This window comes from Mesorhizobium sp. CA6 (assembly GCF_020165035.1).
Classification (GTDB): Bacteria; Pseudomonadota; Alphaproteobacteria; order Rhizobiales; family Rhizobiaceae; genus Mesorhizobium.
This window is the reverse complement of sequence record NZ_JAIUHI010000019.1, coordinates 59,237-86,138: the sequence shown is the minus strand read 5'-3', so window position 1 is coordinate 86,138 and position 26,902 is coordinate 59,237. Positions and strand designations below refer to the sequence as shown.

22 protein-coding genes and 1 pseudogene are annotated in these 26,902 nt (G+C 59.5%); 5 read left to right on the top strand and 18 right to left on the bottom strand.

What is annotated here, in order from left to right:
- Positions 1-6 precede the first annotated feature (6 nt).
- Both LB526_RS24900 and LB526_RS24895 read right to left on the bottom strand, forming a co-directional pair.
- Positions 7-837 carry an excalibur calcium-binding domain-containing protein gene (locus LB526_RS24900; RefSeq protein WP_224630134.1) on the bottom strand — a complete coding sequence of 277 codons (831 nt, stop codon included), beginning with the start codon at positions 835-837 and terminating at the stop codon, positions 7-9.
- A 4-nt stretch (positions 838-841) separates the two neighbouring features.
- Positions 842-1,309 (bottom strand): hypothetical protein, encoded by a 468-nt coding sequence (locus tag LB526_RS24895; protein WP_224609179.1) that lies wholly within the window; start codon positions 1,307-1,309, stop codon positions 842-844.
- Positions 1,310-1,617: 308 nt separating this feature from the next.
- On the opposite strand from LB526_RS24895, the gene LB526_RS24890 reads away from it, so the two are divergent.
- Positions 1,618-1,716, top strand: a complete 99-nt coding sequence (locus tag LB526_RS24890; RefSeq protein WP_224609182.1) for a putative RiPP precursor — start codon at positions 1,618-1,620, stop codon at positions 1,714-1,716.
- Between the two features lie 200 nt (positions 1,717-1,916).
- On the opposite strand, the gene LB526_RS24885 is transcribed toward LB526_RS24890, so the two are convergent.
- Together LB526_RS24885 and LB526_RS24880 are read right to left on the bottom strand one after the other, a co-directional pair.
- Positions 1,917-2,552 (bottom strand): outer membrane protein, encoded by a 636-nt coding sequence (locus LB526_RS24885; protein ID WP_224609185.1) that lies wholly within the window; start codon positions 2,550-2,552, stop codon positions 1,917-1,919.
- Positions 2,553-3,308: 756 nt separating this feature from the next.
- The gene (locus LB526_RS24880; RefSeq protein ID WP_224609188.1) at positions 3,309-3,620 is read right to left on the bottom strand and encodes a hypothetical protein; all 312 of its coding nucleotides are present in this window, start codon (positions 3,618-3,620) and stop codon (positions 3,309-3,311) included.
- A gap of 901 nt (positions 3,621-4,521) precedes the next feature.
- Between LB526_RS24880 and LB526_RS24875 the strand changes: the two genes are divergently transcribed.
- Positions 4,522-4,725 carry a KTSC domain-containing protein gene (locus LB526_RS24875; protein ID WP_224609194.1) on the top strand — a complete coding sequence of 68 codons (204 nt, stop codon included), beginning with the start codon at positions 4,522-4,524 and terminating at the stop codon, positions 4,723-4,725.
- A 172-nt stretch (positions 4,726-4,897) separates the two neighbouring features.
- Here the strand turns inward: LB526_RS24875 and LB526_RS24870 are convergent, their stop codons facing one another.
- The 7 genes from LB526_RS24870 to LB526_RS24840 all read right to left on the bottom strand — a co-directional run bounded on the left by LB526_RS24870 (position 4,898) and on the right by LB526_RS24840 (position 7,973).
- Entirely contained in the window at positions 4,898-5,083 is a 186-nt protein-coding gene (locus LB526_RS24870; RefSeq protein ID WP_224589517.1) for a DUF3606 domain-containing protein, read from the bottom strand.
- Positions 5,084-5,687: 604 nt separating this feature from the next.
- Positions 5,688-5,837 (bottom strand): hypothetical protein, encoded by a 150-nt coding sequence (locus tag LB526_RS24865; protein ID WP_224630133.1) that lies wholly within the window; start codon positions 5,835-5,837, stop codon positions 5,688-5,690.
- Positions 5,838-5,929: 92 nt separating this feature from the next.
- A complete protein-coding gene (locus tag LB526_RS24860) occupies positions 5,930-6,223 on the bottom strand; it encodes a hypothetical protein (protein ID WP_224611452.1) in 294 nt (97 codons plus the stop codon).
- A gap of 11 nt (positions 6,224-6,234) precedes the next feature.
- Positions 6,235-6,411 (bottom strand): hypothetical protein, encoded by a 177-nt coding sequence (locus LB526_RS24855; protein WP_224630132.1) that lies wholly within the window; start codon positions 6,409-6,411, stop codon positions 6,235-6,237.
- Entirely contained in the window at positions 6,408-7,100 is a 693-nt protein-coding gene (locus LB526_RS24850) for an SOS response-associated peptidase (RefSeq protein WP_224630131.1), read from the bottom strand. Before LB526_RS24850 ends, LB526_RS24855 begins: the two co-directional genes overlap by 4 nt.
- Before the next feature lie 5 nt (positions 7,101-7,105).
- Positions 7,106-7,369, bottom strand: a complete 264-nt coding sequence (locus LB526_RS24845; protein ID WP_224630130.1) for a hypothetical protein — start codon at positions 7,367-7,369, stop codon at positions 7,106-7,108.
- 13 nt (positions 7,370-7,382) lie between these two features.
- Positions 7,383-7,973 (bottom strand): hypothetical protein, encoded by a 591-nt coding sequence (locus LB526_RS24840; protein ID WP_224630129.1) that lies wholly within the window; start codon positions 7,971-7,973, stop codon positions 7,383-7,385.
- A 145-nt stretch (positions 7,974-8,118) separates the two neighbouring features.
- Between LB526_RS24840 and LB526_RS24835 the strand changes: the two genes are divergently transcribed.
- Positions 8,119-8,391 carry a hypothetical protein gene (locus LB526_RS24835; protein WP_224609211.1) on the top strand — a complete coding sequence of 91 codons (273 nt, stop codon included), beginning with the start codon at positions 8,119-8,121 and terminating at the stop codon, positions 8,389-8,391.
- A 229-nt stretch (positions 8,392-8,620) separates the two neighbouring features.
- On the opposite strand, the gene LB526_RS29855 is transcribed toward LB526_RS24835, so the two are convergent.
- Both LB526_RS29855 and LB526_RS24825 read right to left on the bottom strand, forming a co-directional pair.
- Positions 8,621-9,052 carry a sulfotransferase gene (locus tag LB526_RS29855; RefSeq protein ID WP_224630128.1) on the bottom strand — a complete coding sequence of 144 codons (432 nt, stop codon included), beginning with the start codon at positions 9,050-9,052 and terminating at the stop codon, positions 8,621-8,623.
- Positions 9,053-9,245: 193 nt separating this feature from the next.
- A complete protein-coding gene (locus LB526_RS24825; protein ID WP_224516822.1) occupies positions 9,246-9,701 on the bottom strand; it encodes a MucR family transcriptional regulator in 456 nt (151 codons plus the stop codon).
- 557 nt (positions 9,702-10,258) lie between these two features.
- Here LB526_RS24825 and LB526_RS24820 point away from each other — a divergent pair.
- Complete coding sequence (locus tag LB526_RS24820) at positions 10,259-10,726, top strand: metallophosphoesterase family protein (protein ID WP_224630154.1); 468 nt, start codon at positions 10,259-10,261, stop codon at positions 10,724-10,726.
- A gap of 303 nt (positions 10,727-11,029) precedes the next feature.
- The gene (locus tag LB526_RS29665; protein WP_263483446.1) at positions 11,030-11,152 is read left to right on the top strand and encodes a hypothetical protein; all 123 of its coding nucleotides are present in this window, start codon (positions 11,030-11,032) and stop codon (positions 11,150-11,152) included.
- Between the two features lie 977 nt (positions 11,153-12,129).
- On the opposite strand, the pseudogene LB526_RS24815 reads toward LB526_RS29665, so the two are convergent.
- The 5 genes and pseudogenes from LB526_RS24815 to LB526_RS24795 all read right to left on the bottom strand — a co-directional run bounded on the left by LB526_RS24815 (position 12,130) and on the right by LB526_RS24795 (position 26,512).
- Positions 12,130-13,147 (bottom strand): annotated as a pseudogene (locus tag LB526_RS24815) (IS110 family transposase).
- A complete protein-coding gene (locus LB526_RS24810) occupies positions 13,148-15,967 on the bottom strand; it encodes a TrlF family AAA-like ATPase (RefSeq protein WP_224630127.1) in 2,820 nt (939 codons plus the stop codon).
- Between the two features lie 159 nt (positions 15,968-16,126).
- Positions 16,127-19,597, bottom strand: a complete 3,471-nt coding sequence (locus tag LB526_RS24805; RefSeq protein WP_224630126.1) for an ATP-binding protein — start codon at positions 19,595-19,597, stop codon at positions 16,127-16,129.
- Positions 19,594-20,856 carry an exonuclease SbcCD subunit D gene (locus tag LB526_RS24800; RefSeq protein ID WP_224630125.1) on the bottom strand — a complete coding sequence of 421 codons (1,263 nt, stop codon included), beginning with the start codon at positions 20,854-20,856 and terminating at the stop codon, positions 19,594-19,596. Before LB526_RS24800 ends, LB526_RS24805 begins: the two co-directional genes overlap by 4 nt.
- Before the next feature lie 85 nt (positions 20,857-20,941).
- On the bottom strand, positions 20,942-26,512 hold the full coding sequence (locus LB526_RS24795; RefSeq protein WP_224630124.1) for a DUF3320 domain-containing protein: 5,571 nt from the start codon (positions 26,510-26,512) through the stop codon (positions 20,942-20,944).
- Between the last annotated feature and the right edge of the window lie 390 nt (positions 26,513-26,902).

The following is a 26,902-nucleotide window of genomic DNA, read 5'->3' as shown; positions in this document are numbered from 1 at the left end:
CCTCTTCTAGCACAGCGTTTCGCACGCCACGCCGTCCCCGTCCCGATCCAGCTTGCCACCCCACGAGCAGTTCTGCAGATACCATTGAGCTTCTTCGCACGAGCCGATCTGCTTGCACGTCCGCCGCGGTTCGCACGAGTAGCCGCTCTGCGCGACCAGCTTGCGGCTGATGATGCCGAGCGGCTGGCTGGCCGACGCGGCGCCGTCCGCGTGCGACGCGCGCCAGTTCCACGGAGCTTCGAACTTGCCTCCCCATAGACCGACCTTCGCCGTTTCCGCTTTCGCCTGTTGCTGCGCGTAGACCCCGTGGCTGTAGCGGGGCCAGTCCAGCGTCTGGCCGTGCTCGACCATCCAAGCCGCCACGCTGGCGCCGTCGGCGCGCCGGCAGTCGCCGACGAAGCGGTGATAGCGATCCCAATTGACGAATGTGCATTGGACGGGCCTCGAGGCGGCCAGGAACGCGTCCAGCGCTTCGGCCGAGCGGCGGCCACACGGGTATTCTAAGCCATTGGCGTCGTCGCAGTATTGCCGGCTCTCGGGCGCATCGATGCCGTTGAAGCGGATCCGCTGCCCGTGAACTTCGATCGTGTCGCCATCGATGAGGGACGCAACGCCGGTGATCGACGCCGGCTTGGCGCCAACAAGGTTCTGCAGATTGACCTCTTGCAAGCTGTCGCTATGCCGCATCGCGGTGAGCACGGCCAAGGCGCCGGCTGCGGCCACGGTGACGAAGATGAGGCGCCGCGGGACGCTCGCCCAACGCAAGGTTCGGGAGCGCTTTGCGCCGGTGCGCTTGCGCCACTGCTCTGAGCGATTGTCGTAGCGCGACCTGTCCATTGCTTTAAGCCGACCATCCGGGCCAGGTGCTGTCGACCATCGGCATGCCGGCGCAATTGTAGTCGTAGACGAATTGACCGGTCGCCATGTCCCGGCACCTCCATATCAGGCTATAGTTCGGGCCGTAAAACTGATCCCATGCCACGCCGTAGGCTTGCGGTCGTGGGACGTAATAGCCTCCGCCGCCGTTCTTTGCTGCAGCACCGGCGGCCACGGCCAGTCCTCCGACTGCAATGCCAGTCGCCACGGCATTGTCCGTTTGTATGAGCCGGAGGCACTTCTCGGTCGTTGCACCACGCCGAACCAGAAGCGCCGTAACTCGACTTCGATATTGCTCGTCTCTGCTGCTTGCGAGCGCATGACAAAGCGCGTTGGTGTCCAAAGCAGCTAACTGGCCGTCAGAAATATTCGTGCTCGTCGAGCAGCCGGCCAGGAACAAAGCCGCGCTCGAAATAATTGCTGTCGCCTTCATTGATTATCCCCCCGTCCGATACTGAGGGAATTTCGTATCCCGTGTCTATGATTTTTGTTTCGGAGATCGCATCTTGAACTCATTTAGAGCGCGGGGCGGCAGCCGGCCGGTGCCTTGTTGCCAGAGATGAATTTGCCGTTGTCGAAATGGGAGTGATAACTGCTCATGGCCGCTCTTCCCGTTGGAAAAGCCCCACCTGGCTCGGCTGTGCTTTGTTTCTTGAGAACCTTCTGCTCTCTTGACATCTAGCAAGAGCACGATCAGCTTCATCGGGTTTTGAGGGATCATCGACCCAACGGGGAATTCCCATGAAGAAGACCTACGAGAAGCCTACGCTGATTCGCAAGGGCAAGCTTTCCGCAGTCGTTGCGGGGCCGTCTGTTGTCGTTGTCGTGCCGCCGACCTGACCCACGCCGCGGATAGTCTGAATCGCCCGTCGGCTCCGGTCGGCGGGCTTTTTTGTTGGAACAAGCAACGTTGGATGCTGGTTCGTTTGCCGCGATGCATGCGCCCCGACTCGGCGCCCGCTCCCGCTGCGGTTTAAGATCGCCGCGCAAAAAAGCCCCGGACAATCCTGCCGGGGCTTTCTGCTAGGTCCGCCGAAAAATTAGAACCTGTAGTTCAGACCGACGCGAACGGTGTGGAAGGGCACTTTGACTTCAGCACCGATGTCGTCGAACGTCGTTTTACCCAGGTCGGTGTAAAGATACTCGGACTTGAGGGACCATTTGTCGGTGAAAGCGTATTCAGCGCCCGCACCAACGGTCCAGCCGACCTTGGTCTTGGAAAAGTCGGCCCCAGGGACAGAGACCTTTTCGTGACCGTAGGCCAAGCCGCCAGTGCCGTAGACCAGGAAGCGGTCGACGGGCGTATAGCCAATGCGAGCACGCACCGTGCCGAACCAATCAACCTTTGTTTCCAGAGAGGGGCCGCCGAACGATAGCTCGCCCTTAACGTCGGAAGCCTGGATGTCGGCTTCCACGCCGTAGACGAATTGGCCAACCTGCCAGTTGTAACCGGCCTGAATGCCGCCCAGGAAGCCACTCGAGCTGAGATCGAAACCACCAGGGCCGCCGCCGGCAGGATCAAGACTGAACGTGCCGAAACCGCCGCCGGCGTTCACGCCAATATATGCGCCGGTCCAGTCATAGGAAGCAGCAACCGGCGCCTCCTGCAATACGTCAGCCGCATAGGCGGTGCTGGTAGCTAGGACGAGAGCGGTAGCGAGAAGAACCTGTTTCACGGGAATACCCCTTTGTTGCCTGGTCGGATGAATGGCCCAAGGTCACCACCCGAGTGAGATAGCGATGTCGCCGAAGCGCATCGATTGTCAACGCCGCCAAGTTCGAAGGCGTGGATATTGTTCGGGAGATGCGTGGAAGCCACACTTTCCGCACGATTTCGAAAGCGCAGCACAAAATCGCAAAGGCCTTCACCCTGCGCCGGAACGTAAGACGCGACTTCCGTGCAAGGAATGCACATAAGTCGCCACCCATCGGGGGCGCCGCAAACCGGCTGATCGAGCGGCGGAGGGGAATGGGCAGGGACAACGAGTAGCCAAGTCTCGCAACCCTGCCGCGCTCCGAATCCTTGCACCCGCTCAGACCGGGGGACCATCTTCGCAGCACCGCTTGGGCATCGCTCTTGCGAGAAGCGCGCGTCTTGAACCGAAGGCCTTGACCGCCTCGTGCAACCATTCAAGCAAACGCAAGTTCGGAAAGCGTGGCGCACTCCCGAGCGTCCGTCGCGTCGCATCAGACCTGGCAGCCTGCGGCGCAAGAAAGCCCGCAGTCCGTCCCTCGGCTGCGGGCTCTCTTTTGGGGCTGTTGACCGCTCCACGGCTTCCAAGGGAACGAACAAACATTCAGTTTAGCTAAAATGTTCCATTGCAGCCTGGAACCGTGTCGACCCGGCAAGTTTCTACGGGTGAGCGGCCAATTTGTCCCTCCGATTCGCTCGCCGTTATAGCCCCCTAGCTACAGCCCGCCGCTTTGGTCAATTAGCGGCGGGCTTTTTGTTCCGATGTCTTGCGCTTCGGTGCCAAGTGGCTCGTGACGAGCCTTACGGCGCTACGCTTCACGGTGATCCCCAGATCCTTGCCGCCAACCGTCACAGTGTCCTCATCGACGCGTAGGACTTCGCCGGTAAGCTCGATCTTCTGCCCGCTGCTGATGTTCGGCGATGTGTTTACGATCGAATGCGGCTGGTGATAGGAAGGGATCAGCACGCTAATCCGGTCCTCTGTGACGCGCTTGCGGATCGTTGCTGTGATCGCAACCGTGTCGCCTACCTTGGTGTTCTCCTTAGCCATACCATGACTCTGGCGCGGCCTGCGGGTTCGTCAAGCGACTGCTAATGTTCGCCGATAGCCCGCCGCCCGGTGTGCCCCCACACCTAGCGACGGGCTAAGGGTGGCCGGCGCCTCTTTGGGGAGATTGCCTGAGCGCGCGCCGGCCTGGCGAACCGTGGTCCGCCGCATATGCAGCTTAGCTAAAACATCTTGGTTCAGACATGGTGTGATCGCGGAAGGCCTTGGCAAGCGCGACCGAGGTTCTTATTTCGGACTCGCATGGGGCGACCTCTTGGAGGCCGCTATGGGCAACGAATTCCCGTTCGTTGACGGGCTCAAGCTCGCAATCTTTGATGCGCATTTGCGAGGCCGCCGATGATCTCCAGGGGCGGCGGGGCCATGGTGAAGAAGGCCAACGATTTTCGGTGTTCGAGCCGACGCGCTGCGAGAGGCCTTCAAACAGTCTATTCGCGAGCAGGGGACGACACCTGTCGACTGGGAGGAATGCGCCAAGCGCTTCCTTCGGCGAACAATCAGAGCAGAGGCGAACCGCCGCTCTCGTATCAACTAGGTCGAGACGGCCGATCCCTCCTCAGGGGTGTAGCCGTCTTGGAAGCCGCAGGAGACCCGTTGCTTGCCTCATTAGCTGGGACGGGCTCTTCCTTAGCAACAGCTAAATTTGTTAATGCGTCGTCAAAGCAGAAGGAGCATGATGCTTTTCTGCCCCGCGCCGCACACGGGGTAAGGGCCCGGCCTGTTTGCCAAGTCCCCTGACGTCCCGCAGGCCGGGCATCGTATAACTCGGCGTTAATTCATCCTACGCGCCTTATCAGCAATAGCGGCGCCAGATGGGCGGTTACCATCGTGCTGAAACAAAAGCTGCGTTCCGATCGTTTGCGATTTGCAAACCAGCGGGTGCGCCATGCCATCCACCTCGATCAGGAAAACCGAATACGATCCGGCAAGCAGGATCTTGTCCGTCTGGTTTGTGGCCAGCGGCCAGCGTTACGATTTTGAGGGGGTTCCTCCGGAGACTTACACCGCGTTCCGGTCGGCGTTTGTCAAAGGCCGCTTTTTCAACGACCACATTCGCAATCACTTCCGCTATCGACGCATTCCGGACTAGCTGTCTAGTTCAAGGGGCTCGTGGGCTGGCCTCTGGTGCCAAATCACCTGCCGCAAATCACGCAAGTCAATGGCTTGGCCGCAGGTGGGGCATACGAGGAAGTGATCGGACTCCCGGGCCGGCTCGCCGTCATGGCGCCGTCCGACAATAGGGCGGCCAAGCTCTGAAATCTTCATCCTCGAAGCTTCTCCGCCTCGCGTTCCAGCGTCCTCCGATCGTTGCCATGTTGCTTGATCAGATCTCGAACCTGTTGAACCGTCAGGCCCACCTTGTTGGCGAAGTGGCGAACCTCATAATCCTCATCCGCCGACACCCGGTCGCGGTCACGCGCACCGCGCTTGCTCTTGTCGTCCGCCATGGCTGTTCCTCCTCGTCGTGAGGGAGAACAGCAGCGGGCAACGAATGTTCCAAGCAGCGAACGTTCCCATTAGCTTCTGCTAACGGAACTGAAATGACCGTGCGATATTTGAATCAAATTCGAGTGGTTTGGTTCTCGGTCCGGCTGTCTTTCATTCGTCCGATGGAACCGGAGTTAGTCGATCAGCCGCCCAAAGGGCGGCGACTGGATGCCTCGCTTCGGATTTTCGCGAAGAGAATTGATCGCCGATCGCATCAGCGGACAATCGCAGAAGCTCCATTCTACCTGTAGCTGGTCAAATCCGGCGCGAGATGCTGCTAGAATTCTGTATGGCAGTCCGAATAGCGGTTGTCCTGGCGCTTCTCTTCGCCTTCGCCTACGGATTCGCAAAACTCGTGGAACGTTACGGCGGCGTGGGCGATAGGCCTTCCCCGTGTGAATCGTGAAACCCTGCTTGCTCAAACCCGAACGCGCCGCCGCCTGCAAAGGAGCTTGGTGGCAAGGTGCCAATCGATGAAATCACGCCGCAGCCGAAAAAGCACTGAGGGGGAAATGGCCGGGGGCTAGCCGATCGCGCCTATGTAGATCGGAACTGCCATTTCCATCAAAGTTGCCTGCCGGCCCGGATCATCGCCCGAGCAATGGCAAGCTCTGCCTCGACCTTGGCGTTTTCCTTCTGGGTCAAATTGTCGGCCGCAATCAGCCGACGCAGCGAGCGCAGCACTTCGCCGCGCGCCCATCCTGCTTCAAGCATGCAGTCCACGATCGCCTGAAAACCGGGCTCCATAGCTTCTTGACAGCCGACCTCTCGGTCGGGGTAGTCGCCTTCGCGTCTCGGTCTGCTGATCATCCGTTGCCGTCCACCGTGCTCTCTTCGTCCAACTGTCGCGGCACCGGCAGATAAGCGTTGGCGACGAGCCATTCGCCGACAATCGTTTCTACCAGATCCGGCTTGGCAGTGCCCATCTCGGCCGCCAGGCTGGTCAGCGCGTCGTCGGTGCGGGGATCAAGGCAGACCCCACCGGCGTTTCTGATCAGCAGCGCGGCCCGACGCAACAGCACCTGTAGGTCCGCCCGAGAAGCGTCCGAAATGTGGTCGGCGGTGCTTTCCAGTTCATGCACGAATTGATGGCGGGACATCGGTCATGCTCCTACAGGAAGTGCTCGCCTTCGGCCCTGTGTTCATAGCTGAACCAGTGCGGCGCATACTTCGGCTTGACAAAGCCCCAACCGGCGTCCTTGCTGCAGCCGTCGTGCTCGCAAACGTGGTGCTGGACGCCAGCCGGCGTGGCGTATTCGGGCTTCGGGATTCTGATTTCGTCGCTCATAGCGGATTGATGGGTCCCACAAGGCCGGAATGGTCGTTGGGCTGTTTGTTGATCGCCGCGGCGTTCACCTCGCGTCCGACGCGGTTGAATTGAAGCTGCCCGTCAATGTCGTGGGAGAGCAGCGCCTTAAGGTCGCTCGCCGGCGTCTCCGCATTCAGCCAGGCATCGTAGTAGGCTGGATCGAGGATCAGCGGCTGTCTGTCATGAAGCTGGCGCATCGGGTCGCCGGCCGGCCCGGTGATGATCGTGCAGCTCGTGAGATCTAGCGCCTTGTTGTAGGCCCAAAGCCCCGCGAAGGAGAACGGCGCGTGGCCGGGCATGAATATGTGCCAGGGGTCCTTGCCGCGATCGGCAGGGCTGATGGTCCATTCGTAGAAACCGTCGGCGGGGATCAGGCAGCGCTTCGACTTGAAGGCGTCGCGGAACGCCGGCGTGGTGTCGACGCTTTCGATACGGGCGTTCAAGGTGGCGGCCTTCGGCATTTCCTTCGCCCAGAACGGCACCAGCCACCAGCGGCCCGAGCGAACCTTATGGTCACCGTCATCTGCGGCGGTGATGAAAGGCACCTCGTCGGTCGGCGCGATGTTGTAGCGCGGCGCATCGTTGCGCCCGACATCGGCCGGCGCCGTCAGCCGATAGAGGCGATGGATTTCCGACCAAGGCAGATAACGGGTGTAGCGCCCGCACATGTCTATCACTCCATGTCGAGCACATCACCGCTCACAAACAAAGTGTTTGGCGGGCCGTAGTCCCCAAGCGCCGGATCGGCATCCCGGCTCCAAGCGATGACACCAACGTGTTTGTCAGCCAGTGCTTTGGCGGTTCGGATCGCCCGCTCTTCGCTTTGCTGATCGGCCGGGCCGTACATAGCAAACAGCTCGCCATCGTCGCCGCGGTCGAATGCGACCACAACAATCAGCTTCGGCTTTTTCTGCTCCGGAAGGACGTGCGTGGACATTCAATGGCCTTTCTCAGTTGAGCGGCGCTGACCCCGCTTCAAGAGCGTCGATTGCGTCGAGCACTGCCTGGCGCTTTGGCTCGATAGGCTCATTTGGGTGGAACCCTGCGAGCGACAGAGAGGTATAGGCAACCGTTACGGCGCTGACGAGTTGCTGCGCTTCCGAACTATCCGGAACCTCTGCAGTGGCGGCGAGAGCAAGCAAGAAGACCCTATCGTCGTGATACTCGTGCTTGCCGTCCTCGGCCTGGATGATAGCGCGCATGCGGCTGAGTGCAGTGGTGCGGTCGGCGAGCTGCATATCCGGGTTATGCAGCAACTGCAGGCCACTGACCTGCATGCGCTTCTCGTCCGGCCACCCTTCGCAACACGCCTTAATTGCGGCATTGCTCGCCGCCCACCAAATTTCAGCGGCGGCATACTCGTCTTCCGATGGCTCTTGATCAGGCGGGAAACCCATTTCATCCCAGCCTTCGACTGCGAATGAGCCTTCCGCCGCTTCCTCGGCCGTCAAGCCAGATTGCTCGATCACGGCCCGAGCTGCGGCGAGACCGCGCTGTTTTTCTTCAGGGGTGGCTCCCCTGGCGTCCATCATAATGTCCATGACCGGCCTCCTGTGGCTGTCAGGGCATCAGTGAACAAAATGAGAACACTGGAGTCAAGAGGCTCTTGACCAAGCAGGAATATGTTCCTCATTTCAGAGTATGCCGGAACAACCGCAAAAATGGCCGAGAGGCGCCGCCTGGACATTGACCCATGCTCACGACGCGGGGCAGGTGGCGGGCATCCGCTGCGCCCGCTGCAACATCACGCGCTACTATAAGCCGCTCGAGCTACGGGAGGTGATCGGCAACGTCACGATCGATGAAGTGAGGGACAAGGCGCGCTGTCAGAAGTGCGGCAGCCGGGAGTGGATGAGCGCGCAGCTATTCCACGCGACCGGCGAGCAGGCCCATACGATCCGCTTTCGGCGCCTGGTAGAAATCCGATGGGAGAGGCGGGTGATTTGGCGGGATGAGTAGCGGACGGCCCCACGAAACCATCTTCAAAAATACCGACCATACGCAAGCTTCTCGAACAACGTCGCACGTCGCGCCGGAGGGATCGCACCGCGTTGTGTGTATCCGAGATCGGCCAGTGTAGGCTCCATTATGGCGGCCAAAGAGTCGAGATCAGTCGGCGATAATCGACGCCACTTTCCAATCGACTTCGCTGAGAGCCGCGGCTTCTTGGGCGGAGCCTCTGGCAAGTTCAAGCGGGAACGCCAAGCCATCGAGAAAACCCTCTGGCGAGGTCGACGTGATACCTCCACCTGTGCGCATTGAAGAGCATGCCATGGGCTCGGTATGCTCGTTGCGTCATCGGAAATCCGTGCCACGACGAAAGTTCGGAACTGCCGAAATAGACTTTTCGCCACAATGGCGCCTTAGGCGCCACGAAAGGGCTCAACGCCACATCACGACCATCCCTGATCAGGTGAACGAATTTCGCTTGCGGAAAATAGGCCTTTATCAAAGGAACAATGAGAAGCGTCTCGCACAGCTTCCATCCCCACCGCTCCGCTTGGCCAATGTTCTGCAGGTGTTTGCCGATATGACATTTCGCCAGGCGCCGGCTTTCCGGGTCGCGAAGTTCGTTCCCCTGTAGGCACGCCGCTTCTCGAAGATAGAATGGCGTGCTCAACCAATGGCACCATCTCCAGGCAGTCTAGTGAGCCACTGACGTTACTGCCCATGTAGACGCCAGCGTCCACCAAAATGCTAGTGAGAAGTCGACTGCCCGAGTGAGCAGTGTTGACGATCACGATAGGAGGGCGTCGCTTCCGAAAATAGAGTTGATGAGTGCATTGCAATTTACAGTGAGCGGACCTTGGCTTTTAGGCTTTTTGCATTCGCCTTCTGGTCTGTTTAGCAACGCGCGTTGCTCCCGTTTTTCGACCGAGTCCGCTCGCCTTGGCCAATTCTGACCGTTGGGCGGCATAATTTGGCGCCGTCATTGGATAGTCGCGCGCCAAGCCCCACTTGGCCCGGTACTCGTCAGGCGTCAGGCCGTAGTGCACGCTGAGATGACGCTTCAGAGATTTGAACTTATTCCCGTCCTCGAGGCAGATGATGTAGTCAGGGAAAACCGATCGCTTCGGATTGACCGCGGGCGCCTGGGCCGGCGTTTCTGGTTCGGCCGATCCTCCGATCTTCGAAAGCGAGAAGTTCACGTTCGCGATCAGATCCGAGAGAGACGCAACCGGCACCGCATTGTTGCTGACGTACGCGGACACTATATCGGCAGTGAGTTCGATCAACTGGCTTCGGCTGTTCTCAATCTCTTCCGGCATGCATATCTCCGATCCTCGCAACAAATGCCTAACTCTCTTAGCCGGTTTCTGGCCAAGCGCAACAGCCCGAGGATTACCTAACGAAGCCATTGCTACGACCTTGGTCGTGGCCGGCATTAACATGCAGTAGGCGGTAGGACGCGGTCACGTCGCGACGGAGGCTCGCGCCGCGATAGCGCACCCCTGTAGCTGCATCCCGAGGTAGTGGTCCGGGAGCGAGCGCGGAGTCGCGAGTAGCGTCTGAAGCACCTGGTCGGTGAACTTTTGGGCGCGAACCTGAAGCACGAGCGTTGAAGTCATAACGATAATCCAGCTGCCTGAGAGTGGTCAGTCGTGCTAACCCTGGGGCGAAGAAAGGGAACGTCCGGCGCCCGAGCGGATCGAGTGGGCCCGCTCGCCAATCGCGTGAAATCCGGCGGGTCAGCCAACATTTTGGCTAATTGAGCGGCGAGCCATCGGACCCGGAGATCTCCGCGCGCGCGTACCAGATTTATGGGGACGCGCCTTTACATCGATTGTTTCTGATCACAAACACCTTGGGTCCCATGGCTCAAATGATGATATTCAGGATCGGCATCATTTCGGACACGCACGGCTTGTTGAGGCCTGAGGCAGAGCGTCGCCTGGCCGGTGTCGATCACATCATTCACGGCGGAGATATAGGCGGGCCGGAGATCATCGCCGCGCTTCGCAGGATTGCGCCGGTTACCGCCATCAGAGGAAACGTGGACACCGGAAGCTGGGCCGCGCAATACGCTGACACTGAGCACGTGCGGTTTGCGGGGCGAACCATCTATGTGCTTCACGACCTAAAGACGCTGCAGATCTCGCCCGCGGCGCTTGGCATCGACATGGTAATCTCGGGCCACTCTCACGTGCCGATGATCGAGACCGTTGATGGGGTGCTCTACTTAAATCCTGGCAGCGCCGGCCGGCGGCGCTTCAAGCTGCCGATCACGTTGGCGGCAGTCGATGTCACGGCCAGCCACATGCAACCGGTCATTCACGAGTTGGGCGACGGTTGATACGTCGCACGCAGATAGAGGCGCCCGTGATCATGGCCGAGTGGGCGGCCATCAGAACTTTCTAAGCGGCCGGCAAACAGCGAAAGAACCCGTCGCAAGGGTTCTACGGCGGGCAGGCAACCGGCTGCAATCCTAATGGGGGAAATGGGACCGGGTCGTGTGCGTCAAGGCCTAAGAAGGGGCGGCCAAGGCGAGGCGATCGATCATGGCTTGGAAATGCTCCGGCGCCGCAAACAAGGCCAACGGCATCTCCTATTACCCCCTTGGGTGTTCCTAATCACGGACGGAGCGCCGACTGAAAGCGTGGCGGCGGCCGAACAGGCGATCAAGGCGGGTGAGGCGGCAAAGGCCTTTCCGTTCTTCGCGGTCGGCGTTGAAGGCGCCAACATGGATATCCTCGCCAAGCTATCGACCCGGCGGCCTTGAGCTAGATGGGCTAACTTCCGTGAGTTGTTTTCCTCTCGGCCTTCCTATCAAGCGTTTCCCAGTCGCAAGTCGGCCAGACGGTCGCGCACCAGTCTCCGGCGGGCTGGGCGGAGGTGCCGTCCATAGCCTTTTCGACGGCCCCGAAGGTCAGGTTCTGACGGCTGTCGTATGCGATGGCGCTGGCAGCGCGCCTATTCTGAAGTCGGGTCCTGGCTTGCCAGCCAGACACTGCTTGAACTCGTGGGAACACCCGTCATCCTGGCCATGCGACACCACCATCGCGCCGTACCCGATCTGACGTGTGACGGCTGACAGTCGGCACTTCGCCGCAACGCAGACTGATGACTTCGCTGCGCCGGCAGCCCGCCACGGCTATCACCCGGATCAGTGCCGCGGTGGTCTCGTCCTGCCGGTCCTCGGCCACACTGCATTAAGACGCGGGAATCACCGCGAAATCGCGCTTCTCGCAATGTGCGGTAAACCCCCGCACATTGCAAAAACCGCATCGTAACTCATTGCAAATACAACCAACCGAATGCGGCACAATGTGCGTCCTTTTATCTTGCCATCAGTCTTCGGTCGTTTCGGTTGTGCTTTTCGAGACTTTTGCAGCATCGTCATTCCTCTTCCGGAATGCGATAATACACGAAGCTATCCTCTGCGCTACGATCCGGTGTTCTAGCGTCGAGTTTCGATGCCCCGTACAGTCTTCCGCGCTCTGCGACAGTGTGTTGTGGCTGCACCGGACGCAGCGCTCGAGCCGTCGTGACGCAATTTGCCATCGGTCTGACGGAGCAGTGCGTCACAGGCAATCGAGCGCGGCCCGGGCGTCTTTCGATCGGCGCGGCCGCAGGCAGGATAATGTGCGTTCGGTCGTTCCTGTCTGCATCGGTCCTCATCCGCCGGAGCGAATCTCCATGTTCAATTCACGTCCATCATTGTGCGGACGTGACGCGTTTCGGCTATCGTTGTTCTGCTCATCGATGCGCTCCGAACACCTTGCGGGCCTTACCATGCGCGTGTCGTGCCGCGTCGGTGTTGTCTGCAGCTAGATCGCCGACGTAGAACGTGCCGTCGCTCCAGATCGCGTGGATGATGACCGGCAGCGTGCGCGCCACCGAGACGCAGGCCTTGCGGTGGCACGAGCGCCTGGCGACCGCCTGGCTCCAGCTCTTGACCTTGTCTGCGCCCTTGAAGCGCGTCATCAATCCCGACGCCGCCTCGTAGCGCGCGCGCCGAACGTCCGCGTCGCCAGCCCTCGATTGCGGCCTTGGATGTCGATCGTTGAGCCTGAGTGCCAGCGCCGGGACGTCAGCCCGAAGTGGGCTGCGACGTCGCGCGAGCGGCGGGAGCGAGACGGATCCTCGATCGCCGTCATGAACCAGAGCGCGGTCACCGGCCCGACGCCGGGGATGGCCATGAAGCGCCGGCAGGTTTCATCGCGCGCGACGATCTTCACGACGAGATCGTGCAGCTGGCAGTACTGCTTCCACAGCGCCGCGCGCGCCGTCAGCATGGCGTCCATCAGCTCGGCCGACAGCGGATCGTCCGTGACTGTGGCTCGCAATGCCTGCTCGAAAGCACCATGTCCGACCTCGCTCAGGCGGACGCCGAAAGACTTCAGCGAGCGGCGGATCGCGTTCTCCAAGTCGAGGAACTTGGCCTTCAGGTTGCGCTCGTGCGTGAGCAGCAGCTTCGTGCGGTAGCAGGTTTCCGACTTGACATAGGCCTGGACTAGTCGGTGCGCATCAGATGAGCAATGCCCAGCGCCTTATCAGTCTTGTTGCGCTGCGCCGACATCGCCGCGCGCACACGCACCGTCCCGGGGCAGATCGCCGGCAGGCCCAGCTTCTTCAGCTCCGGATGCAGCCAGCGCGACAGCGAACCGGCCTCCTGGCCGACCCGGCGCAGCCGCTCCAGGAACGGTTCGAGGATCGCGAGGATCGCCTCCGGATCGGTCACGACCGCCGCCCGCAGATGCTTTCGGATTTGCAACTAAACCACAGAGTACTTCCTACCTCGCAGTTGGAAGGCATCCAAGCCGCCTTCCATAGTCCCTGTGATTGCATCTCGCACGGCAGGTGTTTCGATAGAACCGTCGTCTTCAATGGTAACCTGTGCGGACGGGATGGATTGCGAGGCGTTCGGCTCGACGCTGGGCACAAGTGCGACAACCTTGTCGGCATCTCCATTCACCACGAAATTTGGATTGTGCGTAGCGAAGATCAGCTGCCGCTTTCGCTTCGTCGTCTGCAGAAGCTTCACGATTTGCATGATCACCCGGTTGTCCAGATCATCTTCAGGCTGGTCGATAATCAGCGTGCCGGCCTCCTGGTTCAAGAGAAGGGTCAGCAACGCTGCTGCCTGCTGTCCGGGAGATGCGCGCTCGAATGCCATATAGCTTCCGCGATCCTTGTACTCGAACCGAATAAACGGCAAAGCCCAAGCTGACAGCAGCTTTCCTAGACGATCATCGTCAAGGCGTGCCAATACCGAACGAGCTTGATTATCGGTAAGATCCCAACCCAAGGCTCGCTTCAAGTCGGCGATATCATCGGGGGAAATATCCGCGGTATCTCCTCGTATCACTCTGCTTCGCCTCACGCGCTGCAGGTGATGTATGAGTTCTTCCCATCCTTGTCTATTGTCGCGTGCAGCAGCACTTACTCGCTCCTGGCAGCGAAGCTCCAGATCTCGGATGTTGCTACGTTCGCACAAATCCTGCAGCGCTTCCATGAATCGATGAGGAACGGTCTCCTCTTCCACGTGGGCTCGGAGGACACCATTCGACATAGCCTCGACCCGCTTAGACGCTTCATTGAGGACTTCGCGTAAGTTTCCAAGGCGGATATGCATGTTGTTTCTAGCCACTGCCAATGCCTCCTCAGCGGTGGCAAATTTCCCACGTGCCTGATCTGCCGTATGGAGATTGGCCTCGGCTGTTTGGAGATCGAGGGTGATCCTCTGGAAATCGGCAAATTGGGTTGCGAGATGTGACTGGGCCTGATTGGCCAGGCCATACTGCTCGTTGAACTTGCTGTAATCGATCAGATAACGCGCCTCCGCGTCGCGTATCTGCTCTGCTGCGATCGCGAGGGCTTCGATTATTTCGCTAACTGCCACGCCGACCCGGTCATTGAGGCGCGTGATGGCTTCTCTGGCACCAGCCACGGGCGATAATTCGGCAAGGCCCTCCCAACCGGATACCGCCACTACGCCGATAGCGTTCACTTTCTGCACCTTGTCGGCGATCTCTCTTTGAGCATCTTTGAACTGCGCGCTCATGCGATTGTACACAGGATGCTTATCTAGAATCTCCTGCTGTTCGGCGGTCAGCCCCCCCTCTTCAAGACGGGCTCTGACGGCCTCCAACCTTCTGCGCAGATCGGCCGTTACGGCTTCGGCGCGATTGTATGCAGCTTGCGCCGCCCAGCTTTGGACGAGTTGCTGCGAAGCCGCGCGAACGGCTCTTTCAGCGTCGTCGATATCCTGTTCCGCCTGCCTGCGCCGATCAACACTCTCCGCTGCGGCGATACCGGTAATCTGCTCATCTGCCGTCTCTGGCCGCCGCACCATGGTGGACAGTTGCTTTTGCGAGAAGGCTCGCGCGCGAAAGCGCTCCTGGGCAATCGGAATGGGCAATTCGATAGGCGAGACGCCCTCGGAAGTAACTAGGATAACGCCCTGCTTTTCGAGCGTTCTGCGCCAAGTCTCCCGAACTCCATCTCGGTCCAGATCAACCTCAACGAATCCTCCAGTGAGCGTAGACCGGATAAGATCTCGTTCTCTGTCGTACGACTCGTCGTCGGCGGTATCCACAATGCTTCGCCCGATCGCAAATCTTAGGTATTCCAGGATTGCGGATTTTCCCGACCCCCTACCGCCGATTAATGTGTTGAAACCGTCGTTGAGCGTAAGCTGGAAATCGGCGCCGGTCAGGCTCGAGTTGATCCGCAACTCTAGCACCCGTTGGCTAGGGATCGTCGGTTTGTCATAAGTAATGCGAGCTTCATCAGCGAGGACTGCCTGCCGAATGGACTCGGCCGTGGGTTCTCCCAATCGAATCCAGCAAGCGTTCTTGCCAAGATCCTCATAGCTGGCCTTGCGGTTGTCTCCTGTGGTGATGATGCCCCTCCGGCGGTCTCCCCAATCGGATATCTCGCCGTAGATCTTCTTGAGGGTCGTCGAGTCGAGGTCAGCGTACAGTTTCTCATTATAAACGCCGTCGACCTCCAGTTCGGCGAACCTGGGATGAAAGCCCTTTCTGAGAATATCCTTGTGGCCACCCTGGCTGGCGTGGGGCAGAGCAAGATGTTTGCCCCTAAGGGATCTGTCCTCGAATAAATCACCAATGAGATCTTTGAGGTCTCGGCCACAGAGTTGAGTCTGCGGTGCCTTCTCAACCTGAGGATCCGGAGCCGCTATCGACGGCATCTTTCCAAAAAGCCTCTCTACGACTTTATATTCAGTGCTCTGGTCGAAAAGGATAAGGCACTGGACCGAGTCATTGCAGGTGACTTCCATCCCCGGGAATAGCCACAGCTTTCCTCTTGCGTCAGGAGAGCGCATAATCGCACGCGCGACATAGGGATACATCACGATGTCATGATGGTCGGTGATGGCGATTGCACCGATGCCTCGCTGCAGGCAGGCCGAGACGAAATCATCCGCCCACGTCTCCCTAGCCTCTTCCAGTTCTTCGGTACCACCCGCGAGACTACGGCTTCCTGACCAACCCGCATCGCGAGGCGTATGTATCTGAAAGTCGGTTTTTCGCCATACCGCTCCCGGATGGCGCCCCTTCGGATAAATCATGTCATGCCCCCCTTAACTCTGCCGCCGCGAACGAATGAATCCACTTGGGCATATCATCCGTGAAGCTCATGCTAAGAGAGCTGCTCGCAGGCGCAATGCCAATTCGGCTCCTACTGCCTTCTATTAGATTCAAATGATGGTAATTCTGGCTCAAAAAAACTATGCAATTTGATGAATGCCTGCATCAGGCACGATAGCAGCTGCGATTTCGCATAAATGCTTGTGGTGTGTCAGATAGATTACCTGCCCTCTGTTCGCCATTTGGCCGAACAGCCTGAATACCTCCTCGGATCGAACATGATCGAAGGTTTCCATAATATCGTCCGCTATGAACGGAACCGAAGGTCGGAATTGCGCGAATTCATAGTAGCCAGCGAGTCTCAGGGCCAGATAGAGCTGAAATCGCGCGCCTTTTGACAACGCATCGGCGACTTTGGATTGGCCGTCGCGCTGCATCGCCATCAGGACCTCGCCACCCTTCACAGGCTGGGTCGTGAGGCCAGAATACTGGCCTTGCGTCATCAGCTTGAACGCGTCCGACGCACGCGCCATCATTCCTGATCGATGGCGCTCGCGGTAGGCGCGCAGAGCATTCCCGGCTGACATGATGCCGAGCTTGAGTTCAATATAGCGAACCGCGCTATCTTCGATTTCCAGCAGAATGGTTCGACGTTCGGCATCAAGACGAGCGACAGCGCTGTCGCCTCCAATCTCGTCAATCTTGTCTGCCGCTCGCGTTTGTCGGATCAGCTGCTGTTGGAGGGCGCCGTCGAGCTGCTGGAGCCGCTGCTCGCCCTGTCCCTTCTCGATCGTCAGGCCTTCGAAGTCGATCTCGTCCAGGATCGAGCGAGCCTGCTCAAACTTTTCCAATGAAAGTTCAGCCGCCACGCGATCCTCGAGCTCGGCCACGGTGGTGCGCAAATGGTCCCTCAGGCGCAGCAACTCGTCGCGTTGCGCCACATCGGTTAAGGTGTCGACGCCGAACGCGACCAGCACCTCATTCTTGCGGTGCTCATGGATCGAAATCTCGCTGTCGAGGACATCGCGCTCGCCCTGCAAGCGTTCCAAATCGGCCAATAGGCCTGCCTTGGCGACACGCGCCCTTTCAGCGCGATCCAGGCGGTCGCTAAGGCGAACTGCTAACTGCTCCGCCTCTCCATCCTTCGCTGCCTCTCCAACGTCTGCTGCGATAGCGCTGAGCTCGCTGAGAAAATCAGCCCGGTCATCTTCCATTTTGTCGATGCGCAGCTGGAGAGCGTCTCGCTCTTGCGCGCTTTTGGCCAAATTACTCAACTGTTCAAGTACCGTGCTTAAGCCGGAGGCAGACACGCCATTCTCGAGCCAAGTTCCCTTGAGCGTCTCGCCTATCGTGGCGAGCCACTCCTCCTCACGTCGCTCGGCCATGGCGAGAGCACGACGTCTAGCGGCAAGATCCTCCTCCCTGCCACTCACGGTTCTAAGAGCTTCAGCGTATTCGGCGTCTAACTTGCGCTGCCGCTCCAGAAACAATTCCGCTAGGGCCATAGCGGCCTCCAGCGTGTCATCCGGCGCCGGTGTTATTCCGACGCTCGTCAACGCCCTGATCAGTTCCAGTCGGATCTGCTCGCCCGCCTCGGCAGCCCGCTCCGCCTTCTTGCGGGACAGCTCGATCTGCCCCCATGCAGCGAGTGCATCGGCGCGCACCTCAATTCGATCCTCGAAGCGCTCTACCAGGCGCTCTATCGACGGCTCGATCACGTCTCCTAGGAACTCACCGCCGGCCTGACGGACTTCAGCCATTTTGGCGTCCAGGTCGAGGCTAAGTTGAGCATGTTGCTGACGCAAACGAGACAGGTCCGCCGATGCTTCGGCAAGTGCCCTGGTCGTTGCGCGCATCTCGGCCAAATCCGACGCGTTCGCCAATCGGCCTGTGCCGACACCGTCGTCGCGAGCCAGCGCTACAGCAAATTCGTCAGCTGTTTCACTGGTCAGCGCCGCCCTATGCGTCACCCAAGCTGCGTCACGGGCGCGCCGGCTCGCGGCCGCAGCTTCGTCGTCGGCCACATCGCTCGACGCACGAAATGCGTCCAGTCGTGCCGCGTATCTCGCGGAATTGCTCTCACATTCAGCAAGGCGCTCGGCGAGCACCGAGCCGGTTCTGGCCAAATCTGTTGCCGTCGTCTTCCAGAAAGCGATCTGACCAGTGCTCGGAACCGTGATGCTTGCAAGCGCGCTGGCATCGCCGATCCATGGCCGCAGCTGAGCCCGCAACTCCTCCCATCGGATTGTCCCCGCATCTTCTTCCTCGCGGGCCGCCGCAACTTCCGCCAGATGGTTGCTGGCGCGGCCTTTCGACAACGCCGAACCGAGCTTCGCTCTGACGGATTCGGGCACGGCTCTTTCTTCACCAACGCGCTGTCGAGCCGATTGGAGCGCATCGAGCGCAGCTGCAGTTTCGTCATAGGCAGCGCTTACTGCCGTGGCAATCCCGGATCGCTGCTCAATCATTGTGCGCAAGATGCCCACCGTCGCTGCAGGCAAAAGCAGCTTCGCGGGATCCTGTTCAGAAGTGCGCCCCAAAGCGCTTAGGCAAGTCGCGACGGTGTTGTCGAGGATTTGCAGCTGGACCTTGCGGGTGGGCAAATCAAAGCCCGCCGACGAATAGCGAACCTTGCTCTCTGCTAAGCTTCTGATGCGCTCGGAAACCCCTAAGATCAGCTCGTCAACGTCAGCGGACTCGATGCTTGCCATCAGGCGGTCAACTTCGCTGACATTGCCAGCCAAACGCGTTCTGAGGCTCGCATCCTCATCGATCAGCTCGGCGATCGAACCCGTCCAAGTGCGAGTTGGTGAAGCAGTTTCCGGTAGCCCGTCCAATTGGACGAGTTTGCGCCGAATATCCGCCAGCATCGGTCGCGCGCGCTCGAGCCGCGCAATCGCCTCGAGCCGCGCGGCCAGCACCGCCCTTTCGTTGATCAGCCCGTCGTACTGTTGTGACGCGTCTCGGCGTTCGGCCTCCAACCCCTCGTAAGTCGAAGCCAGCGTGTCGATATCATCCTTCCGCGACTTCAGCTCAGCCAGGCGCTTCTTTAACAGCGCGATCTGTGTGCCTTGGGCTTGCTTGCGATGTATTGCGTCGGCCTCTGCCTCCAAGGCATTCAACGTATCGCCCGCATGTCCAAGGCCCGCGCTGGCGGTGAACAACAGCTTGCCGAGATCGCCGCGTGATTCCAGGATTGCCTTACCACCTGCTTCCAGCGTCTCGTCATCCAACGAAAACATTGTCGCGTAGGCATCGCGAGATAGGCCGGCAAGATGTGCCGTGATCGCCATATCGCTGACCGGCTTGCCGGTCGCGTCAAGGAGCGAATTGTTGCGCTGCTTCGTGCGAGTGAATTCGTGCTCCACACCGGCCAAGTCGAGCACACCACCGAGCCGCATGGCGCTATATTCGTGAATGAAGTTGTATTTGCTGCGCTCCTCGATGCCAAACAAGAGGTCGAGAAAGCCGGCAAGAGCGGTCGACTTGCCGGCCTCATTGAGGCCGAACACGATGTGCAAATCCGGCCCGGACGTGGGCTTAGGTCCGAAGTCGATCGTCCGATCGGTGAACTTCCCATAGCGGACGAGATCAAGGCGTCGCAGTCTCATGACGAGGCACCAGCCTTGAGACGTGCGGTGACCTGATCAATGCCCCTCGCTAGCGCCCTATTGAGAAAGAGGTCGAGCTCGGCATCGTTCTTGCCAGCAAAGTCGCGGCCTTCCGGAGGAAGTTCGGCAACGGTCTTTTGAATAAACGCCCTCGCTTCGGCGCGGAACGCCTCCGACGTGGCGTCGCTGCGCATCGACGCAACTAATTCATAAATGGGATCAGCGATGTCCTCGACTGTTTCGGCTCCAGGCGGAACGACGTCGAGATCGAGCTTTTCGATCCACGTGCCACCCAGTTGCCCGGCCACCTGTTGCGCCTCGGCAAGAAGGAGGTCCCCGTCGCGAATGAGCTGCCACGACAACGAGGATGCTCCGGTCAAATTCACTCGAGCCAGAACGTGCCTGGATCGAACATTGGATCGCAGCCGTTCAAGCGCGCCGCGCATCCGCGTGACAACATCGGGCCATTCAACGGTCCCCGTAACGTCGACGCTGAGACGTTCAAACTGCGCGACGCTGGTCAGCCGTTCCTCGATCCCAACAGAACCGTCATCACGTATCGTCACAAGCGTTGCCGATTTCTCGCCGGCCTCGTTGATGTCCCTACCCTGCGGAATACCCGGCATCACGACCGTTGCGCGTGCCCCTGGATAGACTTGGCGAACGTGGATGTGCCCGAGCGCCCAGTAGTCGAAACCATGATTGTGCAAGTCGGCCACACTGCAGGGCGCGTACACGTCGTGACCGGGCGAGCCGGCCAGGCTGGTATGCATAATACCGACATTGACCGCGCCTTCACGAGCTGTCGGGTATTTCGGCAACAGACTTTCTGGCGCCTTGGAGTGCGTAAAGCTCAGGCCATGGAAAACCACATCCAAACCACCCGAGGTCTGTAAAACCGATTGGGCGCGGCCGCCGAAAATGGTCACGCTGTCCGGAAACACGAGCTGTTTTGAGATGCGTGAGAGGGCATCATGGTTGCCGCGGATCTTGAAGACCCTGATACCCGCCTGGTGCAGCCGTCCGATCTGTGTCGCCACGAATCGCGCGATCTTCATTGAAGTCTGATCGCCATCATAGAGGTCGCCAGCAACAACCAGCGCGTCCACGCGTTCCTCGAGACACAAGTCCACTATCGAAATGAAGGCTTGGCGGCTGGCATCACCCACGAGCTCCGCGAGTTCGAGATCTCGCAGCGCAAGCGACCGCAGCGGTGAATCAAGATGAATGTCGGCCGTGTGAACAAATCGAAATGCCATTCAGCCTCCAGCCAAGGACAGTCCTCGTCCCAGGTTCGTCAGATCTAGCGAGGGCGGCAGCCGCCCTCGCGTTGTCGCTGATGTCTCACTGACCGTTTGCGCCGTCGATCAGCAGTCCGTCTTGATATCGCAACGATCCATTCGCGACCGCGCCGGCGACTGCCGATGAAATCAATTGCCTCAACTGCGCGCTGGTGGCTTTGAAGCCCAGCATCCTCGAAACGCTCGTTGCGATTTCGTCCTCCGTCGCACCCAGGTTGCTTTTCACCACCTCGATTGCTCCTTGGGCGACTTCCTCCGACGAAATCATCTCTGGCTTACGCAATCCAGGAGACAAGACACCACTGCGGTCGCGTAGCTGAATAGAGGCGCCAGGCTTGAAGCAGAAATCGCCTCGACGTGCCACCGCTCCCCGTTCTTCGGCGACAACAAGGCCGCGCTCAATTGCGTCCTGGATTCTGCCGCCGGCCCGCTGCAGGCCCCATGCATCCCGGATACGCGAGACCACCTCGTCGAGATGGATTGGCGTCTCTGCAGCCACGACTTGCTCGACCAGCCCAGCCAGCAGACCGGTCGGCGTCTCGTGAAGTTCAAACTGCCCGTGCGGTATCTGCACCCTGGCTTCCGCGTAGGCTCGATCTGGTGCCGCGGCTCCGTTCGTGGTTTCCAAGCCGATTTCCGTGACGCTGCCACGGTCGACCGTCACGACCTGCACGGCCGCAGCACGGCTTCGCTGGTTTCCCAACTCTGCACGTTCAGCGAGTTCTCTTGTTGAAGCCTCGATCGCTGCCACGGTCCTCTCGAGCTGTTCGCGCGGGCGCTGGAACCAGTCAGCGCTCCAGATGCGATGAATGATCCAGCCATGGTCTTCAAGTACAGCCTGCCGTAGCCGATCGCGATCTCTCGCCGAACGCGACGAGTGATACTCAGCGCCGTCGCATTCGATACCGAGCAGATAGCGTCCTGGCCGCTCGGGATCCGCGACTGCCAGATCGATGAAGAAGCCCGCGATGCCCACCTGCGCATGGACCTGATAGCCTCGTTCAATCAATGCGTTGGCTACCTGTTCTTCAAAGATTGAATCCATCTCGCGGGTCGTGGTCTGCGCGAGCGAGATGCGACCAGTCCTTGCGTAATGCAAAAAGAGCTTGAAGGCGAAAACCCCCTTACCCTTTCCGCGCTCAAGGTCGATGTCCTCATCTGTAATGGACGCGTACACCTCACAGGCGCGCTTTGCCCGGCTTATGAGCACGTTGAGGCGACGCTCGCCACCTTCCGAACCGAGTGGGCCGAAGCGCATGGCCATGTAGCCCTGGGCATTCTTCGCGTATCCTACCGAGATCATGATCACGTCCCGCTCGTCGCCTTGAACGTTTTCCAGGTTCTTGACGAAAAACGGCTCACTCGGATGGGCGTGGAAGAAGTCTTCGGTATCCGGATTCAGCCGCCGCAGCGCTTCAACCTCATCTTGGATCGCACGACGTTGGCTAACAGAAAAAGTCGCAACGCCAAGAGACTCTTGTGGATTCGACTTCGCGTGACGGATGATCGCTTCTGCTACAGCTCGCGCCTCGATCGGATTCGTCCCTGTACCACCTGAATCGAACACTCCGTCAGGCACGTGATGGAACCGCAGCCCCATGCCGGCCTCTTGGGTATAGGGGCTCGGAACTATGAAGAGCCGGTTCTCGTAGAACTGGCTATTCGACACCGCGATCAGCGATTGATGTCGACTGCGGTAGTGCCAGCGAAGCATGCGCTGCGGCAAACCACGGGCAGTGAAAAGCCCGAGGATACTTTCGATATCAGCGACCTGCGCACCCTCGCCGTCGTCATCTTCAGACTGCGAGCCCGTCATCTTCGCGAAGAATGTCGTTGGCGGCAGTTGGCGTTCATCGCCAACGACCACCACCTGGTTTGCCCTGGCGATCGCACCGAGCGCATCAACCGGCTGGATCTGAGACGCCTCATCCATAACCAGGAGGTCGAACGACATCCGACCGGGCGATAAGAACTGCGCCACCGAAAGCGGGCTCATCATGAACACCGGCTTCAGCGCTTGGACAGCAGGTCCTGCTCTCAGCATCAGCTGCCGGATAGGCATATGGCCCCTTTTGCGCGCCATCTCAGATCGAAGCAATCCGACAGGGCCAGCTCCACCATCTCTTGAAGGGATCTTGCGATGATGCGCGGTTACGACCTCGATGGCGCTAGCCTTGATCCGTTGCCGGTCCAAATCCGCAAAGTCACGCACAGCTCTGGAATGGAGCTCGCCGTCGAACCGCCCGAGCTCCGGCTCTTTGGTCGCCATCGCCGTCAGCATTTTCTCGTAATAGGCCATGTCGAAGACCGATCGCGCCGATGCGGTCGGAATCTGGCCATCGGCTAGGCCGCCGTCGATCAACTGTCCTAGTCCAGCCTTTCGGGCGCTTTCGGATCGTTCTTCGTAGGCAACCCATTTCGAGAGCTGTTCCTGGTGCTCGACCCAGCCCTCCAATCGAGCAATCAACTCGGCAATCTCGACCTCTGAGAAATCGCCAACTGCGAACAACGACGAGGCATCAGTTTTCAGATCCTGGGCAAGCGACTTCAACTGCAGCGCCGCAGCTTGGGTCGCTTCTCGCGTTGAACGGGCCGATTTCGCGATCTCGACCCTGTCAGGCAAACGCGCGACCAGATGTCGGAGCGCGCCGTTGTTTTTCAACCAGAGCTCGGCCTGCGTAAGCGCGGCCCAATTGGATCCTCGCCCAAGCCAAGACGAGCCGAAAGCGGATAGACCAAGGCCCTCAGCAGCATCGATCTCTTGGGCGAGCTTTTGTAGAGCGCCGAGGCGTCGTACAAGCTCCAGCCGATGCGACAACTGATCGGGCAGGCTGGCCAGAACCCCTCGAGACGCTTCGTCCGCTTGAGCCACGGAGCGCGCCTTCGCTTCCATCAGCTGTAGTGAAGCCCTTTCCGCGGACGCCACGTCACCCAGGATGGATGGCGCAAGGTGGCCGAGATCATTCCAGAAACCCTCGATCATCGGCCGGCCGATATCGATCACTTTGCGAACCCGTAGTGCCCGCGCACCTGCTTCGGAGCGCTCAGCCATCCGCCCAGCGATAAGTCGCGGTTCCGAGCCTAGCCCCCTCAGCGTGCGCATCCATTCCACTAGCGCTAAGAGCGGTGCCGACGACGATTTCTCGCGGCGCCAATCCGCGCCGAAGGCGGAGCGACCAAAGGCGTCGCCATCACGAACCCTTGCGGCTGCCGCTTGCCCTTTCATCAACACGTCCAGGAGACGCACGATCTCAGTCGAAGGCGTGTTGGAACCGACCAGAAGGGATCGAACCAACGCCTTGGCGCGCCGGTAATCACCGCTCAATGCCTTCAACAGGCCCGTATGAGTGGCGAGGGCTTGCCTTGTTGCTGCTACATCCGTGTTCCAGGCAACATCGACGACCTTGCCCTTCAGTTCTGCTTGTACCGCCTCAAGCGTCGCGACGCTCTCGGCAAGGTCTGCCGCTTGTTCGAGACCTGAGTCCCAAACCGTTGCGGCAAACGCCTCGGGGCTTGCGTCAGGGGCAGCCGCAACTCTCTCGCCCGTCGCGATCAATCTAACGACCCCTGCCAGCGTGTCCGGTACGACCGTCGACCCGAGCTCCTGGTTCAGCCGTTCCGCTTCATCCCGCAAGCGCGGGAGCAGGACAGTCAGCTGGTGCGCGCGAACGAAGCCGTCTGTCGAAAATTCCGACGGCAGCTTTGCAAGCTCTGTCTCGAGATCTTCTATTGGAGTGTCGATCGCCGTCGCCGCCAAGTGCTGCGAAACGTCGTCGTATTTGCGGGCGAAATCCGATCCTGTCCAAAGAAGTGACGAGATCTCTTTAGGCTGGTCGTCCCATACCGGCGAGACCAACGCATCAGCGGGCAGCTCTGGTGCCGACGCTAGGAGTTCTGCGCGATCTTCGATCTCGCCGCTGTCGCTCAAAATTCTCGGAGGCTCGGCCTCGATCATCGCGGCAATGTCGATCAGTTTGGCCTGCACGGCCCTCGCTTGATCCAGCAATGATCCGATGCGCGGGACGAGCCGCTCGACGGTGGTTGGCAGTACGACATCCAGGCCAACTCCTCTCCAGGGATGGTGGATGGGGAGCCCGATTTCGGTGATCCGCTGAGAGACCTCGTCTAGCAGCTTCCGGCGTGACGAAACGTCTTCGCTCGTCCAATCTGTGGCACCTTCGAGTTCGATATCTACGGGTCTTTGCCCGTTCTGCCTGAGCCGGGTCAGCTGGCCGAAAACCTGGTACGGCGTCAGGGCTGATGCGCCGAACGGAACATGCATACGGTCGGCATGCGCATTGAGCTTGTCGCGCGCCCGCGAGAGTTGGTCGGTGAGCGCAGACGGGAATTGTCCTCGAGGCGATCCGAGCTGCCAAGTACGACGCAGCTCCTCCAGCATCATGCGCTTGTTCGCCTTGTTGCTATGGAGCTCGAGGCAGGCATCCCCCACCCCGGCATTGTCCAGGCGGCGCTTCACGACCTCAAGCGCGGCCATTTTTTCGGCCACGAAAAGCACCGTCTTTCCGTCAGCCACGGCCGACGCGATAACGTTTGCAATCGTCTGCGATTTGCCAGTGCCCGGGGGACCTTGGATCACAAGGTCGCGGCCCTTCCGGACATCGTGGATCGCAAGCGTCTGTGAACTGTCGCTGTCGACGATATGCAACATCTCCGCAGGGGCGATGTGCGGATCGATCGCGATATCGTCAGACATCAGCGGCTCGCGTGCTTCAAAGCCATCTGAAAGGAGCGAACGGATCTTCGGTTGCTCGATGATCTTCGATCCTACGGGCCAGATCTCGGGATCAAGGTCTCGGTACATCAAGAACTTCGCGAAGGAGAAGAAGCCCAGCACCATGTCGTCCCGGAGCACCTCCCAACCCTCCTTGGTCGAGATCGCTTCAGCCACGGCATCGAGATATTTCGAGGCGTCGAAGTCATCCCCCACATCGAAGCTCGGCATGGCGAGCTTATGCATCCGATCGAGATAGAGCTCGAGGGAGAGGTTCGCGCTCTGATCCTCCGGCCTGGCGCGCAGCCGGAACTTCTCTCCAGCCGTTCCTCGCTCTAGACGGACCGGTACCAAAATAAGCGGAGCTTGGCGGATGTTTTCCTTGTTGTTTGGGTCAATCCACTTCAGCATTCCGAGAGCCAGAAAGAGGATGTTGACGCCCTGCTCCTCTTCCAGCGTCCTCGCATCATGGTAGAGGTCAAGGAGCCGGCGTTGTAAGCCGGTGGGAGTCATCCGCGTTTGCAGCTTCGTGTCTGAATGTCGCACGGATACGCCTCGGTCGTCGGTCTCATCATCCTCCGGCTGAGCAAGGGAAATGGGCGAATAATCAATCTCGTCGTCGACGGCGGCTTCTTGGCCTGCCTTTGGCCTGTCGGGCTTGCCGGCAAGGAAGGTAAAGGCTTTGCCTTCATTCACCAGCAACCGATAGATCTCGGATGACCGCTCATCGACGACGTCGATCGTCTTCGCGCTCTTGGAAAACCGCGGCACGTTCAAAAGCCGATTGCGGGCGGAAAGATCGAGCAGCTCCATCCTGGCGCGCTCGAGTTTCTCCCTCAGAGGCAGGTCGCTCTGGAAGACCGATTTTTCGACGTCTGACAACTACACCCCCCCGCGCAGAATGAAACACATAGAACCTACGCAGTGGCGGTCGCAACAAAAAATCAGTCCATTTTGGACTTTGTGAATAAAGATCTCTTGCCGACTGCACCTCAACATTTATGGATGCGATAGCATGGACCATTAGATTTCGGCTCTAGGCTCGGCTTCAAACAATCGCGAAGTGGCCCGCGAATGTAAGGAAGTGATGCACAAAGCCGGCCAAGGCCCGACTAATGAGTCTATCTTACTTCGTTCTTTATTTGTTCCACATTATCTCGCGCGTTGCAACCGTAGCCGCACAGGAGGCTGCAACGACCGGCGATGAAGCGGCTGAAACTCGTGGTTATAGGAGTTGACCAAGAGATCGATCGTCGGGGCGCTTCCTCAGTC